The organism is Algoriphagus sp. Y33 (genome assembly GCF_014838715.1).
Taxonomy (GTDB): Bacteria; Bacteroidota; Bacteroidia; order Cytophagales; family Cyclobacteriaceae; genus Algoriphagus.
This window is the reverse complement of record NZ_CP061947.1, coordinates 1444107-1459350: the sequence shown is the minus strand read 5'-3', so window position 1 is coordinate 1459350 and position 15244 is coordinate 1444107. Positions and strand designations below refer to the sequence as shown.

The window sequence follows — 15244 nt, the reverse complement described above, 5'->3', positions numbered from 1 at the left end:
TTATAGGTAGTTTTTTGATACTTTTAAGCATATGGGCAAAGTAGCCAAACAGAGTATTCAAACTGCCATTTTTTCCTATCTGGGAGTTGTCATAGGCTATGTCAACGTGCTTTGGCTTTATCCCTATGCGTTAGATGCATCCCAACTGGGTACTTTTCGAACGATACAGGATCTGGGATTGCTCTTTGTTCCTTTCGCACAATTGGGCGTAGGACATGGTATCACCCGATTTTTCCCCCAACTCAACTCCAACAAATCGGCATTCCTAAGCTATGGCATTGCATTTTCGTTGGTAGGTTTTGTCCTTGTCAGCACGATCTTTCTCGGATTCAAAAATCAAATCATCAGCCTATTTGCAGTAAATTCTCCCGAAGTGATTGACTTTTTCGGCATAGTTCTTCTGATTACTTTATTCTCTCTGCTGAGTAGTATACTCGATGCATACAGCCGCTCATTTCTAAAAGTCGGAGTGCCTACCCTCGTTCGGGAAGTTTTTTTACGTTTACTCACAGGACTTTTAGTTGGATCGTATTTACTCAAATGGATTACTTTTCCACAAGTAATGCAAGGATTGGTCGCAGTGTATGGATTTGCACTATTAGGTGTTTTGGTCTATTTGCTGTGGTTGGGAGTTTTGAAATTAGATTTCCGCTGGAACACGTTCCCAAAAGGTTTTCGTACATCTTTCATCCAATTTAGTCTAATTACCTTTTTGGCTACAGCAGCATCCACTTTGATAATGAAAATAGACAGTATCATGGTGAGCTCCATGATTAGTCTGGAGGCAAATGCGATTTACACGATTGCATTCAGTATGGCACTGGTAATAGAATTGCCCAGAAGGGCAATCTCCCAGGTGGTGATGCCTGTCATCGCCGATCATTTTGCGCAAGGCAACCACAATGAAATCAATACCCTCTACAAACAGGTTTCAAATCGTCAGCTCTACATCTGCTTACTGCTTTTCATAGGAATTTGGGCCAATTTGGATGCTTTATACTATTTTATCCCCAACAGTGAATTTTACGGGACAGGCAAGTATGTAGTTATTTTGATTGGGCTTGGTAAACTCTTTGATGTGGTCTTCTCCGTAAATGGAGAAATTCTAATTTTCTCCAAACATTACCGCTTCAATCTTATTGCCACAATCGGTATGAGTGTTTTGATTATTGGATTGAACTACCTTCTTATTCCTCTATACGGTATAGAAGGAGCGGCGATGGCTTCAGTAGCTGTGATGCTGATGTTCAATCTGGTGAAGTACTTATTCCTAAAAATAAAACTGGGTTTCGAACCGTTTTCTATAGAAACAATGAAGATAATCTTCGTGGGGTGTATTGCCTTCGTCCCGGGTTATTTCGATTATTTTTCTCTTTCTCCTATTCCTGATATTATAGTAACTAGCACACTGGTACTGGGGACATACCTGTTTTTCTCAAGAGTGTTGGGCGTGGGTACTGAAGAATGGGAATGGGTGAAAAAGAGGGTAATACGTTCTGAGTAACACCCTCAAAGTTTAACAGGCGGAGAGCATTAAGATTATACAAGAAGCAGTGGGCAGGTAAGCTGCAAGAAAATTAACTGTGGGCTCTGCGAGAATCACTATGCCCACACGGCTAAAAAAACTAAAAAATCCGGGTCTTAGAGTGTTGCAAACCTCCTATAAGACAAGATTTGAGCTGCCTGTTAACCGCAAACTTCCACTGTTATCCTGACTCTTGCGAATCGAGGCCCCGATTTATATCGGGGTGAGGCCTGTTTTTGGGAAGGGCTTCACTCGGTAAAATTGATAATTGTGAAGTTTGAACATGTCAGCGACCCGGACAGTACAAATATACGATTTATTACATGACAGGTTGGCAAAATTGGCAGATGATTCCGATAATGTATGGTGAAGAAATTAAAAAAACGTGGGCTTCAGCTGCTTATATCAGAATAATATTTAAGAAAAATCATTAATTTAACCAAGAGCACAAAGCAATCAAACGGCAAAACAGACTTACTCGAAATTTTATTTCATCCACCCCCTAAAGTTTTACTCGATTTTACTCGTAAATTTGCATTCCTAAAACCATTGACGCTTTATGTATTTGATTAAAAAAATGGTCGTTTGCCTAGATCAGACATCCCTGGATCAAACCTTGATTCAACATGCAGCATTTATTGCTCAGGTCAACCAAACCAAAAAAATCTACTTCGTAAATGTGATAAAGAACCTCAGCATTCCCAAAGAGGTTCTTGAGGAGTTTCCGAATTTGGTGGAAAACATGGTTAATGAAAGACAGGAAGCCATGGAATCAATGGTCAAAGAGCACTTCAAAAATCCTAAAGGCATATCTTTGAATTATATCGTAAAGGAAGGCTCTCTCTCCAAGAAAATTTTAAAGCTTGCCGAAGAAAAATCTGCCGATATGATTCTGATTGGTAGAAAAGTCCACCTTCCGGGCACAGGCGTAGCATCGAGCAGATTAGCCAGACGTGCCAGCTGCTCCTTACTCATAGTACCGGAAGGTTCTGCCACCAAAATGCAACGTTTACTGGTTCCGAGTGATTTTTCTGATTATTCCAAAGATGCCTTGGAAGAGGCTATTATGATTGCTGAAAAGCACGGAGGACTCGAAATCGTCTGTCAAAATGTGTTCACTGTTCCCTCCGGATATCATTATACAGGAAAAACCTACGAAGAATTCACCCAGATCATGCGTATGCACGCAGAGATCAATTACAAAAAATTCATCCGGAAAATAGACACCAAAGGTCATAAAATCATCCCCGTCTACACCCAGGACGTCAATGATGACCCCGTTGAGGAAATCGTGGCAAAGGCAAAAGAAATCGATGCCGATGGGATTATAATAGGAGCAAAGGGGCGTACAGCTGCCACCGCTCTATTCATAGGAAGTATGGCAGAGCGATTGATTCAATACAACGACAGCATTCCGCTTATGGTAACTCGGCCAAAAGGAAAAAATGCAGGAATTCTGGATTATATTCTAGAGATCTAGCTATAAATTGTTTTTCATTTTTTTAAGCCTGGAAATCAATGCTTAGTGAGTTTATATTCCTAGTCTAATAAACCCTTTTTCCTAAATTGGGTCTAAAAGGCTAATGAAGAAAGACGGTGACCAGAAAATCATCCAACTCATCCAAAATCCCAAAACTAGGGACATGGGTTTCAGGCAGCTAATTCTGGCTTACCAAAAGCGGGTGTATCATGTAATTAGAAGAATGGTTTTGATTCATGAAGATGCCGATGACATCACCCAAAACACGTTTATCAAAGCCCATCATTACATTGACAAGTTTCAAGGTAAATCCAGCCTTTTCACCTGGCTGTATCGAATTGCTACAAATGAGTCACTTAGCTTTCTACAGAAGAAAAAAAAGCGATTCTTCTTCTCTATTGAAGATCATCAGGAGAAAATGGAATCCTATATAGACCAACCGGGCAATATGGATGGAGACGAAATTCAACGCCTGCTGCAAAAGGCCTTACTATCCCTGCCAGACAAGCAAAGACTCGTATTCCACCTAAAATATCAGGAAGATCTTACCTATGAGGAAATATCCGAAATCACGGGAACCAGCATCGGTGCCCTCAAGGCAAGTTATCATCATGCCGTGAAAAAAATCGAGCTTTCCTTAGCTAAAGAATAAACTATTAGCCACAAATCCAGTCTAAACTTATACCATGCAAAAACTTCCAAAAATCAAGGATTTCAAGGCTCCGGACGATTACTTTAACGATCTCCCGGATGCCGTTATGGATAGAATCAACATTCCACGGTCTTCCAACTGGATGAAGTACGCTGCCGCCTCTGCTATTCTTGTAGTAAGCCTGGCAGTATGGCAGTTCAATATTCAGGATTCGCAATTTGAAACACTAGCCATGGATGAAGAGGTTAATTTCTATATAGAAAGCCAATATTGGACTGCTGAGGATGTACTGAGTATGGTAGATAATCCTGAAGAAATATTGGATCAGATTATAGAAGAGGAAATGATGTACGAGGTAGACGTGGTGGATGATAATGATCAATATTGGTATTAAGCATATGAAATCGAGCCTTGCTCTAACTGTAAATCAGTGAGATGAGTATCCGTCAAGCTACCTGTCTGACGGTAGCCAAGTCCTGAATCAGGTTCGGGACAGATTAGGGCCTTCAAAATCAAATTACAATCCGATGAAAAAACACACATTATTATTAGCACTAATATTTTTCTTGATGATAGGGACTACCCAAGCCCAACGTACAGGAGAGAAATATGATCGTGAGAAATTAGAAGCCGCAAGAGTCGCTTTTATCACAACAAGATTGGATCTAACTCCTGAACAGGCCCAGAAATTCTGGCCCCTTTTCAATGGTTTCAATGATTTGAGAGAGAGAAATCTGAAAGAAATGTTTGATTTGGGAAGAATAATGGACGATCAATTATCCGAAGAAGACGCCAAATCGAGAATTGCGCGGAAATTTGAACTTCAAAGGAAAATGATCGTGGATGAAGAGAAGTTTGTCAAAGACCTATCCGGAGTATTAACCTATAATCAAATTATCCGGTTGAATGGATTGTCGAGGGAATTTGCAAGACATATTTATCAAAGGCGAAGAGAAGATGGCAAAAAGTAAAAAAGCGGCTCTAAGCCGCTTTTTTTATAATTTGTCTTTTTTCAAAAGGTCTCTAATTTCTTCAAGTAGCACTTCCGATTTCGGTGGCGCAGGTGGAGGAGTAGGCTTTACTTCCTCCTTCTTCTTCAGACTATTGATCCCCTTAACTGCTAGAAAAATCACTATTGCAATAATTAAGAAATCGACTACATTTTGTATAAAAATACCATAAGTCAATAACACAGGCCCTAGTTCTTCACCGGCTGGCCCGACACTGTTTTCCTTTAAAACCAATGCTAGATCAGTAAACTCTACACCTCCAAGCAAAACCCCAATTGGTGGCATTACGATGTCTTTCACAAAAGATGCTACAATCTTACCAAAAGCTCCGCCGATGATTACCGCTACGGCCAGATCGATCACATTGCCTTTGACAGCAAACTCTTTAAACTCTTTTAGAAATCCCATAGAAATTTGGTTAATGGTTGAATTATTTACTGAATATTTCGAAAAATTTATTTCTATCCAAGAGCAGAAGAGATTTCCACAATATTTTAATTGATAAAAACCACTTATAAACACCTAATTTCTCTCAACTAAGAGAACTCTACTCCCATTTTTTTCCTTAACATTGCAACCTTAACTATTCTAGAAAATGCAGGCACCACAAGCCAAAAAGATAGCTCAGCTCTTAGAAGCACATGGTCATCAGCGCACTGACAATTATTATTGGATGCGCGAGCGGGAAAACCCGGAAGTCATAGAATACCTAAATGCGGAGAACGAATACCTCAAAGCAAGCCTAAAGTCCACGGAAGAATTTCAGGAGAAATTATTCCAAGAAATGAAAGGGCGTATCAAAGAAGACGACGAAAGTGTTCCTTACCTGAAATCAGGATATTACTGGTACATCAAATACAAGACGGGGGGAGAATATCCCTTGTATTGTCGCAAGAAAGGTAGTCTGAATGCTACCGAGGAGATCTTTCTTGATGTCAATTTACTTGCTGAAGGCAAAGCTTATTATCAGGTAGGCGGCACAGCGGCTTCTTCTGATCTGAAGGTTCTGGCCTTTGCGGTCGATGAAGTAGGGCGCAGAATCTATGAAATCCACTTCAAGAACCTCGAAACGGGTGAGATTCTCACAGACCACATTTCTGCTATCACTGGAAACTTTGCATGGGCTGAAGATAACAGAACGCTTTTCTACTCCAAACAAGACCCTGAGACTCTTCGCTCCTATCAGATCTATTCGCATCAATTGGGCACTTCTACAGAAGATGATATCCTGATCTATGAGGAAAAGGATGAAGAATTCTCCTGTGTGGTACACAAAACCAAATCTGAAAAATATATACTAATACATTCCGAAAGCACGATTTCTTCTGAAATGCGCTTTTTGGATGCTACCAATCCTACCGGAGAATTCACATTGCTTCAGGCTAGAATTCCGCATTTGGAATATGCAGCTGACCATTATGAGGATCATTTTTGGATCAGGACAAATCATGAGGCGCAGAATTTCAAACTTGTCAAGGCTCCTATCGGCAGTCCTTCACTTGAAAATTGGGAGGATGTGATCCCTCATCGTGAATCGGTTTTATTGGAGGACTTTGATATTTTCTCATATTTCTTGGTAACACAGGAGAGATCAAACGGTCTATGTAAAATCAACATCACACCTTGGGACGGAACAGCGGGACACTCCTTGGAGTTTGACGATGAGACCTACACTGCTTGGATCAGCACCAATCCGGAATTTGACACACAGATCCTTCGTTTTGGCTACAATTCACTCGTAACGCCTCCAAGTACCTTCGATTACCACATGGTAACTAAGGAGAAGACGTTGCTGAAGCAACAAGAAATCATAGGCGGCTATGATGCTTCATCATATACTTCCGCCAGAATCTGGGCAAAAGCTACAGATGGAGTCATGGTTCCTATTTCTTTGGTATACAAAATCGATAAATTCACCCCTGACGGCTCCAACCCTTTACTACTCTATTCTTATGGATCTTACGGCTACAGCATGGATGCCTATTTTTCCAGTAGCCGATTGAGCTTATTGGATAGAGGATTTGTATTTGCAATAGCACACATCCGTGGCGGGGAAGATTTGGGACGTGGCTGGTATGAGGATGGAAAAATGCTAAAAAAGCGAAACACCTTCACCGATTACATCGCTTGTGCAGAGCATTTGATCGCAGAGAGCTATACTTCACAGGAGCATCTGTACGCCATGGGAGGAAGTGCAGGAGGATTGCTGATGGGTGCGGTGATGAATTTACGCCCTGATTTGTTCAATGGACTGATTGCAGCAGTACCTTTTGTGGATGTGGTAACTACCATGCTGGACGAAAGTATTCCGTTGACTACAGGTGAATTTCAAGAATGGGGCAATCCCAAGGATAAGGAATATTACGACTACATGCTTTCTTACTCCCCTTATGATAATGTGGAAACTAAGGACTACCCGAATCTACTCATCACTTCCGGTCTACATGATAGCCAAGTGCAGTATTGGGAACCTACCAAGTGGGTGGCGAAACTCAGGGAATTGAAAACAGACTCTAAACTCTTATTCCTACACACCAATATGGAAGCAGGACATGGAGGTGCTTCAGGTAGATTCAACTCGCTAAAAGAGTTGGCACTTGAATACACTTTTCTGTTCTATTTGGAAAAAATGATTTGAACTGAACATTAAGAAGCCTTTAAATAACCAATGCTAAGCCGTCAGGGAAAGAATTTTTCCTAACTTTGGCACGAACCTATTACACTATAGTTAATGAAAATTGCTCTTATAGCCCATGATGGAAAAAAAGCCGACATGGTTCATTTTTTAAGTGGATTCCGTGAAAGACTGCATCAGGCAGACGTGGAATTGGTGGCTACCGGCACCACAGGATCTCATATAGAAAAAGCAGGATTTGTTGTTCAAAAGTTACTCTCAGGACCATTTGGGGGTGATGCTCAGATTGCAGCTATGGCTGCTCAGAAAGAACTGGCGATGGTTGTTTTCTTCAGAGATCCACTTGACAAGCATCCGCACGAACCGGATGTGCAAATGCTTATGCGAATTTGTGATGTACACAATATCCCATTGGCAACCAATCCGGCCTCTGCCGAATTAATGTTTAAAGCCTTCACTCAAACCTAAAATGGAACCTAAAACCATTAAAAAAATCGGTGTTTTGACTTCTGGAGGTGACTCCCCGGGGATGAATGCCGCAATCCGAGCCGTAGTAAGAGCCGGATTGTATTACGACTTAGAAATGTATGGAATCTACCGCGGCTACGAAGGTATGATCCAAAATGATATCAAAAAGCTGGATTCCAAGCATATCACACATGTACTGGAACGCGGCGGAACTTTCCTGAAGTCTGCCAGAAGCGCTGAATTCCGTACTCCTGAAGGGCGTCAAACCGCCTACAACAACCTAAAATCCCATGGAATAGATGCCTTGGTCGTTATAGGGGGTGATGGATCACTTACAGGAGCCCACTTGTTCTATAAGGAATTTGGAATCCCGGCTATTGGACTACCCGGTACGATAGACAACGATCTTTCAGGTACAGATTCCACCATAGGTTTTGATACAGCATGTAATACTGCCATCGAGGCAATTGACAAGATTCGTGATACTGCCACCTCACACGACAGGCTTTTCTTTGTGGAAGTTATGGGAAGAGATGCAGGATTTATTGCAATCAATGCTGGAATCGGAAGTGCTGCGGCGGCTATTTTAATTCCGGAGAAAAAAATGCCGATTGAGCACTTGGTAGACAAGTTGAGAATCAGAACCAAAGCCAAAAAAGCATCAAATATAGTGATCGTGGCGGAAGGCGGAAAAAGCGGTGGGGCAAATGAAATCGCTTCTCTAGTTAAAAAGCACCTCCCCTACTATGACATCAAAGTTACTATTCTTGGCCACTTACAGCGCGGCGGATCCCCTAGCTCATATGACCGTCTACTCGCCTCCAAACTTGGTGTAGCGGCTGTAGAAGGGCTTCTTCAGGGCAAATATGACGTGATGGCGGGTTTGATAAACAACAAAGTAGTTTATACTCCTATCAAAAAAGCAATTGTCGATGATAAATCGGTGGATGAGGATGATTTCCGTGTAGCGAAGATTTTGTCTACTTAATTACCCTCAACTATTAGAAAAATCACAGTCCAAGCTCATCAGCTTGGACTTTTTGCGTTATTTTGGATTTTTGTTCAGTTCCAATCTTATAACTACCTCATGAAGAACTATTTTCTTATCGCGCTATTTTTATTTCTTTCATCCATTCTAGTGGCGCAAACCCCAAAGACTTATTTAAATGCTGCCGGAGATAAACATCTGGCCGGGGAATTTGAGCTAGAAATCCTAAAATCTGATAGCTCTTATCAAACTTGGTATGTTGAGAATGAACGTTTATTTAACCTTTCCGGGAAAAATACAGATTGGAAAAATGCATTTGAAAATTCAGAAGTTGAAATATTTCTCGGGACTTGGTGTGGGGACAGCAAACGTTGGGTACCGCAATTTGTTAAACTTTGGAATGAACTGGGGCTAGAGGAGAGCCAGTTAAAATTCACTGCACTTTATGATGGGCAAGAATTTTATAAACAAGGGCCAAACGGAGAGGAAAAAGGAAAATTAATTCATCGGGTACCAACTTTCATTTTCACAAAAGAGGGAAAAGAGTTCTCTAGGATTGTCGAGTTCCCAGTCAATGACCTGGAGACAGATTTAGCGCAAATTGGGTTAGGCTATGCATCTGAACCTAATTACAGGGCTGCCACATACCTTCTTGAATTATTTGAGTCAGAACCAATGGATTCGGTTTATAGAAATGTACAAACTCACTTCAACAATGTTTACAGGTTGGTTGGGAAAGAAAAAGAATTAAATACGCTAGGCTATGTATTTAAATATTCCGGTCGAATGCCAGAGGCATTACTGACATTTGAGATCAACTCGGTAATATTCCCTTACTCTCCAAATGTGCTTCATAGCTATGGAGAAGCCCTTATGGATGATAACCAGAAAGATCGGGCTATCCAACTGTTTAAACGTGTCATAGAACTGGAACCGGACAATGAAACAGCAGCCAGTCAATTGAAACAATTGCAAGATGAGATCGAGCAAAGCAAATAACTAATCCGGGATAGACGTTACAGCTTATAAAGATTCGTTAGCTGGCATCCGTCTTCGACTCCAGGCTAAGTTTGTTTCAATTCCGTAGGTTTAAAAAATTATGTGTATCCGCTTAATTGAACGTATGTACTTTGAATTAATGCTAGAAGTTCAAATTTGGCAATTTCCCCTTTCTAAAAGGGGGCTAGGGGGATTTTATTAGGCCAGCACCAGATATAATTCTAGTACGTGCATTCATGCGAATACACATATAAAAAATACTATAATTTTCAAAGTCACTGTCACCAACTGCGGTCGACCTTATTGTCCATAACTGAAAAAGCCACCCTTAGCAGGTGGCTTTTTTGAATTCTCAACTTAGAATAGAAGAAATTAATTTCTGTTTACCGCATTAAGCATGTCAAATGCAAGCTCAAGACGCTTCACGAAATTCTCTTCACCTTTACGCAACCAATTTCTTGGATCGTAATATTTTTTATTAGGACTATCAGCACCGTCCGGATTACCCAGTTGAGTCTGAAGATAAGCCTCATTCTTTTTGTAGTTATTCAAGATACCTTCCCAGAATGCCCACTGCATATCTGTATCGATATTCATCTTGATAGAGCCGTAGCTATTAGCTTCTCTGATCTCCTCTACTGTAGATCCGGATCCACCATGGAATACAAAGTTCAGCGGCTTACCTGTCAAGCCATGCTTTTCTTTGATGAAATCCTGAGAGTTTTTCAGGATGATTGGCTTCAAGCTAACGTTGCCTGGCTTATATACACCATGTACATTACCGAAAGCAGCAGCTATAGTAAACAGATCACCGACTTCTTTCAAGTGCTCGTATGCATAAGCTACTTCCTCAGGCTGAGTATAAAGCTTAGAAGAATCAATATCAGTGTTATCCACACCATCTTCTTCTCCGCCTGTTACTCCCAATTCGATTTCGATAGCCATCTCAAGCTTTTCGAATTCTTTGAAGTAGTTACAAGAAATCTCTACATTTTCTTCCAAAGGCTCTTCAGAAAGATCCAACATATGGGAGCTATACAAAGGTCTTTTATGCGTAGCATAATAAGCCTTACCTGCGTCCAAAAGTCCGTCAATCCACGGTAACAATTTCTTAGCTGCGTGATCTGTGTGTAGAATAACCGGCACACCATACGCTTCAGCCATCAAATGCACGTGGTGCGCACCTGAGATACCGCCTGCGATGCTTGCCTGCTGCTTATCGTTTGCCAGAGATTTTCCTGCAAAAAACTGTGCTCCGCCATTAGAGAACTGAATGATCACGGGAGAATTCAGTTTTTTGGCAGTCTCAAGTACTGCATTCACCGAATTGGTGTTGATCACATTTACCGCAGGCATTGCGAACTCATTCTCTTTAGCGTAAGCATAAAGATCTCGAAGTTCTTCACCGTATTTTACTCCAGGTTTAAATTTCATGTGTTATTAGGTTTGTTTATTTCAATTTTATACGTCAATAAAGGCTCCGCCTCTCTAACGTAGGCTCCAAAGATATAAATCCCTTCCTTATAATTCCCCACATCCAATTCTAAAATATCCTTCTTAAAAGTATTTATCCGTGTGCAATCGATTCCAAAACAGTAGATTTAGAAAAATTGAATGAATTGAAAAATTTTTTGAGTTTAGCTAAGCAAGTAATGCGATTTCCCATCCTTATAAAACTTGCAGAAAGAGAAATGCCTGGAAAATTCATTTCCCTGGCATTTACTTGATTTTCCTCAAAAATCTATAGCTTGGAGGCCAGTCTAGGTTAATAACTACTTTACTTTTTATACTTACTTATTCACATATGAAACTAGGTCAAGCTACAATAAAAGATATCGCACGCGAGTTGAATCTTTCGGTTTCCACTATCTCCAGAGCACTGAAAGATTACCCCGGGATTAATAGTGAGACGAAGCGAAAAGTAAAAGAAGTTGCCGAAAGATTGAACTACCGTCCAAATGCCATTGCCTTATCGCTTCGCAAAAGCAGGTCATTTACCATAGGAGTAATCATCCCTGAAGTAGTTCATTTTTTCTTCTCCACAGTGATTAGCGGCATAGAGGAAATCGCCAATTCCAGAGGGTATAATGTCATTCTTTCCCAGTCCAATGAAAAATTAAGCAGGGAGATATCGAGCATAGAAACCATGCTTTCTAACCAAATCGATGGGGTTTTGGTGAGTTATTCTAAGGAGACAAAGGATTTCGATCACTTTACAAAGGTACTGGATCAGGGATTCCCTATCGTGTTTTTTGACCGTGCACCCGCTATTCCGAATGCGATTAATGTCATGGTGGATGATTACCGGGGGGCATACGATGCTACGGCACATCTGATCAGTCAAGGCTACAAGAATATCGTACACCTAGCTGGACCAAAAACCCTTAAAATAAGCATAGACAGGGAAAATGGATATAAAGCTGCATTGCAGAAAAATGGGATCTCCGTCAATCCCGCACACATTGTTTCATGTCCCTTGGGAACCTTAGAAGAAGGCAGGGATATGGTTGCAGGCTTGCTGGATTCTCTTCCGGAGCGGCCCGACGCATTTTTTTCCTGCAATGACATTGGAGCTGTCGGAGCAATGATGGCCTGTCGGGATGCAGGTTTGAAAATCCCATTGGAAGTTGGGATTGTTGGCTTCTCAGATTGGCAGTTCTGCGCCATGCTCGACCCGCAGCTTTCATCTGTATCACAGCCGGGATTTACGATGGGAGCTAAAGCCACGGAGATCTTGCTTGACATCATCGAGAAAAAGCTTGATCCCAAAACTATGGAGCAAACCTTGATTTTGGAGACAAAACTGATGGAAAGGGATTCTTCAAAAAGATTTTAGAAAAAAGTAAAACTTTTTTCTACCGAAAGTTGCAAACGTTTGAATAGGGCTGATTTTCGATCCAAGGCATATCTTGCTTTTTCCTGTTGTCGATTTATTGGCTTCCTGCCAATTCCAAAGTTTTTATGATCCGGTTTTGGTTCTAAATTAGTTGCGCTTCTAACCATTAAGAGCAATTGATACATGCCCCACAATCTGCAAGAACCATCTCTCCAACACCTATCTTCTTCACGATATCTCTCTCTGGGGAAAATAGAAAATTGGGCAAAAAATGAAAGTGGCTTTGTCGCTTACAGCAAAATAGCCCAAGTCAGATTAAGTGTGGTCCGGGATGGAATTATCAGGGTTCAAGCGTCACGGAATTCTACCTTTGATCCCAATCCCTACTCAGTCATAGCCCTGCCTAAAACGGTTGAGTTTACACTTGAAGAAAAAGAAACTTCAATCCACCTCAAAACTTCAAAGATTCATTTGCAATTTGACTTCCAGAATGGAATATGTTCATTTTATGATACAAGTGGCACACTGCTCAATAAGGATGATTCATTGGGGATTTCCTGGATAGGTACAGAAGTCACTTGCTACAAGGAGCTTCGGTCCAATGAGAAGTTTATTGGTCTTGGGGAAAAGACAGGAAATCTCAACAGAGCGGGACGGGCATACACCAATTGGAATACAGATTACTTCGGCTATGGGATCAGTGATGATCCTCTGTATGCGAGTATTCCATTTTACATAGGAATAAAGGAGGGGAAAGCCTACGGAATCTACCTTGACAACACCCATAAAAGCGTTTTCAACTTTGGAGCCTCCACAGATCGATTTATGTACTTCAATGCGGAAGATGGGGACATGGACTATTACTTTATCCACCAGCCTACTGTCGCCGGAATAATCAGCAGCTATACAGAACTGACAGGAACAATGGAAATGCCTCCCAAATGGGCTCTAGGCTACCAGCAGTGCCGGTATTCATATTATCCGGACAAGGAAGTACTTACCTTAGCCAATACGTTCCGGGATAAAGAAATGCCTGCCGATGTAATCTACTTGGATATTCACCATATGGAGCATTATAAGGTATTTACTTTTGACGGGGAGAAATTTCCAGATGCTAAGGGTCTCATCTCGAAGCTTAAGAAAAAAGGATTTAGAGTGGTGGTCATCTTAGATCCGGGAATAAAAACAGAGGCAGGATATATTCCTTACGATGAAGGGAAATCACAGGGATTATTTGTCAGCTATCCGGACGGAAAAGAATACATAGCACAAGTCTGGCCTGGCCCTTGCGCTTTTCCTGACTTCACCAATCCCAAAACCCGGGCATGGTGGATGGAGAAAATGGTTTTTTACACAGAAGCCGGGGTAGACGGATTCTGGACAGATATGAACGAACCTGCTTCTTGGGGTCAGTTTACCCCAAATTTGATCGAGTTTGAGTATGAAGGGAATACAGCTTCACACCGAAAAGCCCGGAATATTTATGGGATGCAGATGGCGAAAAGCACACAGGAAGGCTCTTCCGCCAACCTTCCCAATCAGCGTCCATTTGTATTGACAAGATCGGGATTTGCGGGTGTTCAGCGCTATGCGGCCATCTGGACCGGGGACAATGTCTCCACTGAAGAGCATATGATCGCAGGAGTCCGGTTAGTCAATAGTCTTGGATTAAGCGGAATCCCATTTTCCGGCTATGATCTCGGAGGGTTTGCCGGAGAAGCTACCAAATCACTTTATGCCCGATGGATGAGTATTGGCACATTCTCACCACTCTTTCGTGCCCATTCCATGATCAACAGCAATGATGCCGAACCTTGGGCTTTTGGCGAAGAAGTGGAAGAGATCTCCAGAACTTATATGAAGTTGAGATACAACTTGCTCCCTACACTTTACAGCAAATTTCGGCAAAGCAGCCATACCGGGCTACCCATAGCTGCTAGCTTGGCTGTAGATTATTCCGCAGATCCATTGGTTTACCTTCCTGCATACCAAAATCAATACCTATTCTGCGACACTTTTATGATAGCTCCTGTAGAAAGCTATAAGGAAATCACTAAGGTGTATTTGCCAAAAGGAGATTGGTATTACTTTTTCACTGACCAAACTTATAATGGAAATCAGGTTATTTACCAAGATTGTCCTTTGAATAATCTACCCGTTTTCGTCAAGGCAGGAAGTATACTGGCTCTACAAAACGACATAGCCCATACAGGGGCAATAAATGACGGGATTCTTAGAATCCACCTGTATGGAGGCAATCAGGGCAGTGAATACATCCACTATGAAGATGACGGGGAAAGTCTGGATTATAAGTCGGGAAAGTATCTGGAGCGTGTATTCAGATACTCCCCGAATGAATCAAAATTAACCATCAGCGAAACGAAGGGGAATTACCCCTGTCAGTTTAAAACATTCAGAATATACCTTCACGGCTTCTCGACCGACCGTGCTATTCTGAACAAAAAAACAATTAGCGTGTATAAAGAAAGTTTTGCGTTTTTGGATAAATTGAGTGACTTTGATCCTCTGCCGGATATGCGCTTTCCACATTTATCCATTCCCAATTTGAAATACATGGATATAAAAATCGAATCACATAAAGTTGAAATCTGTGATTTAGATTAACCAGAAAATCGAGCTACTATTCCTTA

Annotated in this window: 13 protein-coding genes; 11 read left to right on the top strand and 2 right to left on the bottom strand. The window is 41.4% G+C overall.

Features of this window, described 5'->3' with window-relative positions; all coding sequences use genetic code 11:
• The first annotated feature begins 31 nt into the window (after positions 1-31).
• From ID165_RS05945 to ID165_RS05925, 5 genes are all read left to right on the top strand, one after another.
• Positions 32-1504 carry a lipopolysaccharide biosynthesis protein gene (locus ID165_RS05945; protein ID WP_192349453.1) on the top strand — a complete coding sequence of 491 codons (1473 nt, stop codon included), beginning with the start codon at positions 32-34 and terminating at the stop codon, positions 1502-1504.
• Positions 1505-2084: 580 nt separating this feature from the next.
• Positions 2085-3005, top strand: a complete 921-nt coding sequence (locus tag ID165_RS05940; RefSeq protein WP_192349452.1) for a universal stress protein — start codon at positions 2085-2087, stop codon at positions 3003-3005.
• 103 nt (positions 3006-3108) lie between these two features.
• Positions 3109-3657, top strand: coding sequence for an RNA polymerase sigma factor (locus ID165_RS05935; RefSeq protein WP_192349451.1), 549 nt, complete (start codon positions 3109-3111; stop codon positions 3655-3657).
• Positions 3658-3691: 34 nt separating this feature from the next.
• On the top strand, positions 3692-4051 hold the full coding sequence (locus ID165_RS05930) for a hypothetical protein (RefSeq protein WP_192349450.1): 360 nt from the start codon (positions 3692-3694) through the stop codon (positions 4049-4051).
• A gap of 133 nt (positions 4052-4184) precedes the next feature.
• A complete protein-coding gene (locus ID165_RS05925) occupies positions 4185-4628 on the top strand; it encodes a hypothetical protein (RefSeq protein WP_192349449.1) in 444 nt (147 codons plus the stop codon).
• Between the two features lie 24 nt (positions 4629-4652).
• Here ID165_RS05925 and mscL read toward each other — a convergent pair whose 3' ends face one another.
• Positions 4653-5075 carry a large-conductance mechanosensitive channel protein MscL gene (mscL, locus tag ID165_RS05920; RefSeq protein ID WP_192349448.1) on the bottom strand — a complete coding sequence of 141 codons (423 nt, stop codon included), beginning with the start codon at positions 5073-5075 and terminating at the stop codon, positions 4653-4655.
• A gap of 187 nt (positions 5076-5262) precedes the next feature.
• Between mscL and ID165_RS05915 the strand changes: the two genes are divergently transcribed.
• The 4 genes from ID165_RS05915 (at position 5263) to ID165_RS05900 (ending at position 9757) form a co-directional block, all read left to right on the top strand.
• On the top strand, positions 5263-7305 hold the full coding sequence (locus ID165_RS05915; protein WP_192349447.1) for a S9 family peptidase: 2043 nt from the start codon (positions 5263-5265) through the stop codon (positions 7303-7305).
• 93 nt (positions 7306-7398) lie between these two features.
• The gene (locus tag ID165_RS05910; RefSeq protein WP_192349446.1) at positions 7399-7770 is read left to right on the top strand and encodes a methylglyoxal synthase; all 372 of its coding nucleotides are present in this window, start codon (positions 7399-7401) and stop codon (positions 7768-7770) included.
• Between the two features lies 1 nt (position 7771).
• Positions 7772-8758 (top strand): 6-phosphofructokinase, encoded by a 987-nt coding sequence (gene pfkA / locus ID165_RS05905; protein ID WP_192349445.1) that lies wholly within the window; start codon positions 7772-7774, stop codon positions 8756-8758.
• A 99-nt stretch (positions 8759-8857) separates the two neighbouring features.
• Complete coding sequence (locus tag ID165_RS05900; RefSeq protein ID WP_192349444.1) at positions 8858-9757, top strand: hypothetical protein; 900 nt, start codon at positions 8858-8860, stop codon at positions 9755-9757.
• Between the two features lie 372 nt (positions 9758-10129).
• On the opposite strand, the gene fbaA is transcribed toward ID165_RS05900, so the two are convergent.
• Positions 10130-11191: a class II fructose-bisphosphate aldolase gene (gene fbaA / locus ID165_RS05895; RefSeq protein WP_192349443.1), complete on the bottom strand. Its 1062-nt coding sequence runs from the start codon at positions 11189-11191 to the stop codon at positions 10130-10132.
• Between the two features lie 370 nt (positions 11192-11561).
• Between fbaA and ID165_RS05890 the strand changes: the two genes are divergently transcribed.
• Both ID165_RS05890 and ID165_RS05885 read left to right on the top strand, forming a co-directional pair.
• A complete protein-coding gene (locus ID165_RS05890; RefSeq protein ID WP_192349442.1) occupies positions 11562-12593 on the top strand; it encodes a LacI family DNA-binding transcriptional regulator in 1032 nt (343 codons plus the stop codon).
• A 183-nt stretch (positions 12594-12776) separates the two neighbouring features.
• Positions 12777-15218, top strand: coding sequence for a glycoside hydrolase family 31 protein (locus ID165_RS05885; protein ID WP_192349441.1), 2442 nt, complete (start codon positions 12777-12779; stop codon positions 15216-15218).
• Positions 15219-15244 lie beyond the last annotated feature (26 nt).

Bases quoted from the DNA above. Each gene is read 5' to 3' on its own strand.
- ID165_RS05945 (WP_192349453.1), top strand. From the start codon at position 32: ATGGGCAAAGTAGCCAAACAGAGTATTCAAACTGCCATTTTTTCCTAT.
- ID165_RS05940 (WP_192349452.1), top strand. From the start codon at position 2,085: ATGTATTTGATTAAAAAAATGGTCGTTTGCCTAGATCAGACATCCCTG.
- ID165_RS05935 (WP_192349451.1), top strand. From the start codon at position 3,109: ATGAAGAAAGACGGTGACCAGAAAATCATCCAACTCATCCAAAATCCC.
- ID165_RS05930 (WP_192349450.1), top strand. From the start codon at position 3,692: ATGCAAAAACTTCCAAAAATCAAGGATTTCAAGGCTCCGGACGATTAC.
- ID165_RS05925 (WP_192349449.1), top strand. From the start codon at position 4,185: ATGAAAAAACACACATTATTATTAGCACTAATATTTTTCTTGATGATA.
- mscL (WP_192349448.1), bottom strand. From the start codon at position 5,075: ATGGGATTTCTAAAAGAGTTTAAAGAGTTTGCTGTCAAAGGCAATGTG.
- ID165_RS05915 (WP_192349447.1), top strand. From the start codon at position 5,263: ATGCAGGCACCACAAGCCAAAAAGATAGCTCAGCTCTTAGAAGCACAT.
- ID165_RS05910 (WP_192349446.1), top strand. From the start codon at position 7,399: ATGAAAATTGCTCTTATAGCCCATGATGGAAAAAAAGCCGACATGGTT.
- pfkA (WP_192349445.1), top strand. From the start codon at position 7,772: ATGGAACCTAAAACCATTAAAAAAATCGGTGTTTTGACTTCTGGAGGT.
- ID165_RS05900 (WP_192349444.1), top strand. From the start codon at position 8,858: ATGAAGAACTATTTTCTTATCGCGCTATTTTTATTTCTTTCATCCATT.
- fbaA (WP_192349443.1), bottom strand. From the start codon at position 11,191: ATGAAATTTAAACCTGGAGTAAAATACGGTGAAGAACTTCGAGATCTT.
- ID165_RS05890 (WP_192349442.1), top strand. From the start codon at position 11,562: ATGAAACTAGGTCAAGCTACAATAAAAGATATCGCACGCGAGTTGAAT.
- ID165_RS05885 (WP_192349441.1), top strand. From the start codon at position 12,777: ATGCCCCACAATCTGCAAGAACCATCTCTCCAACACCTATCTTCTTCA.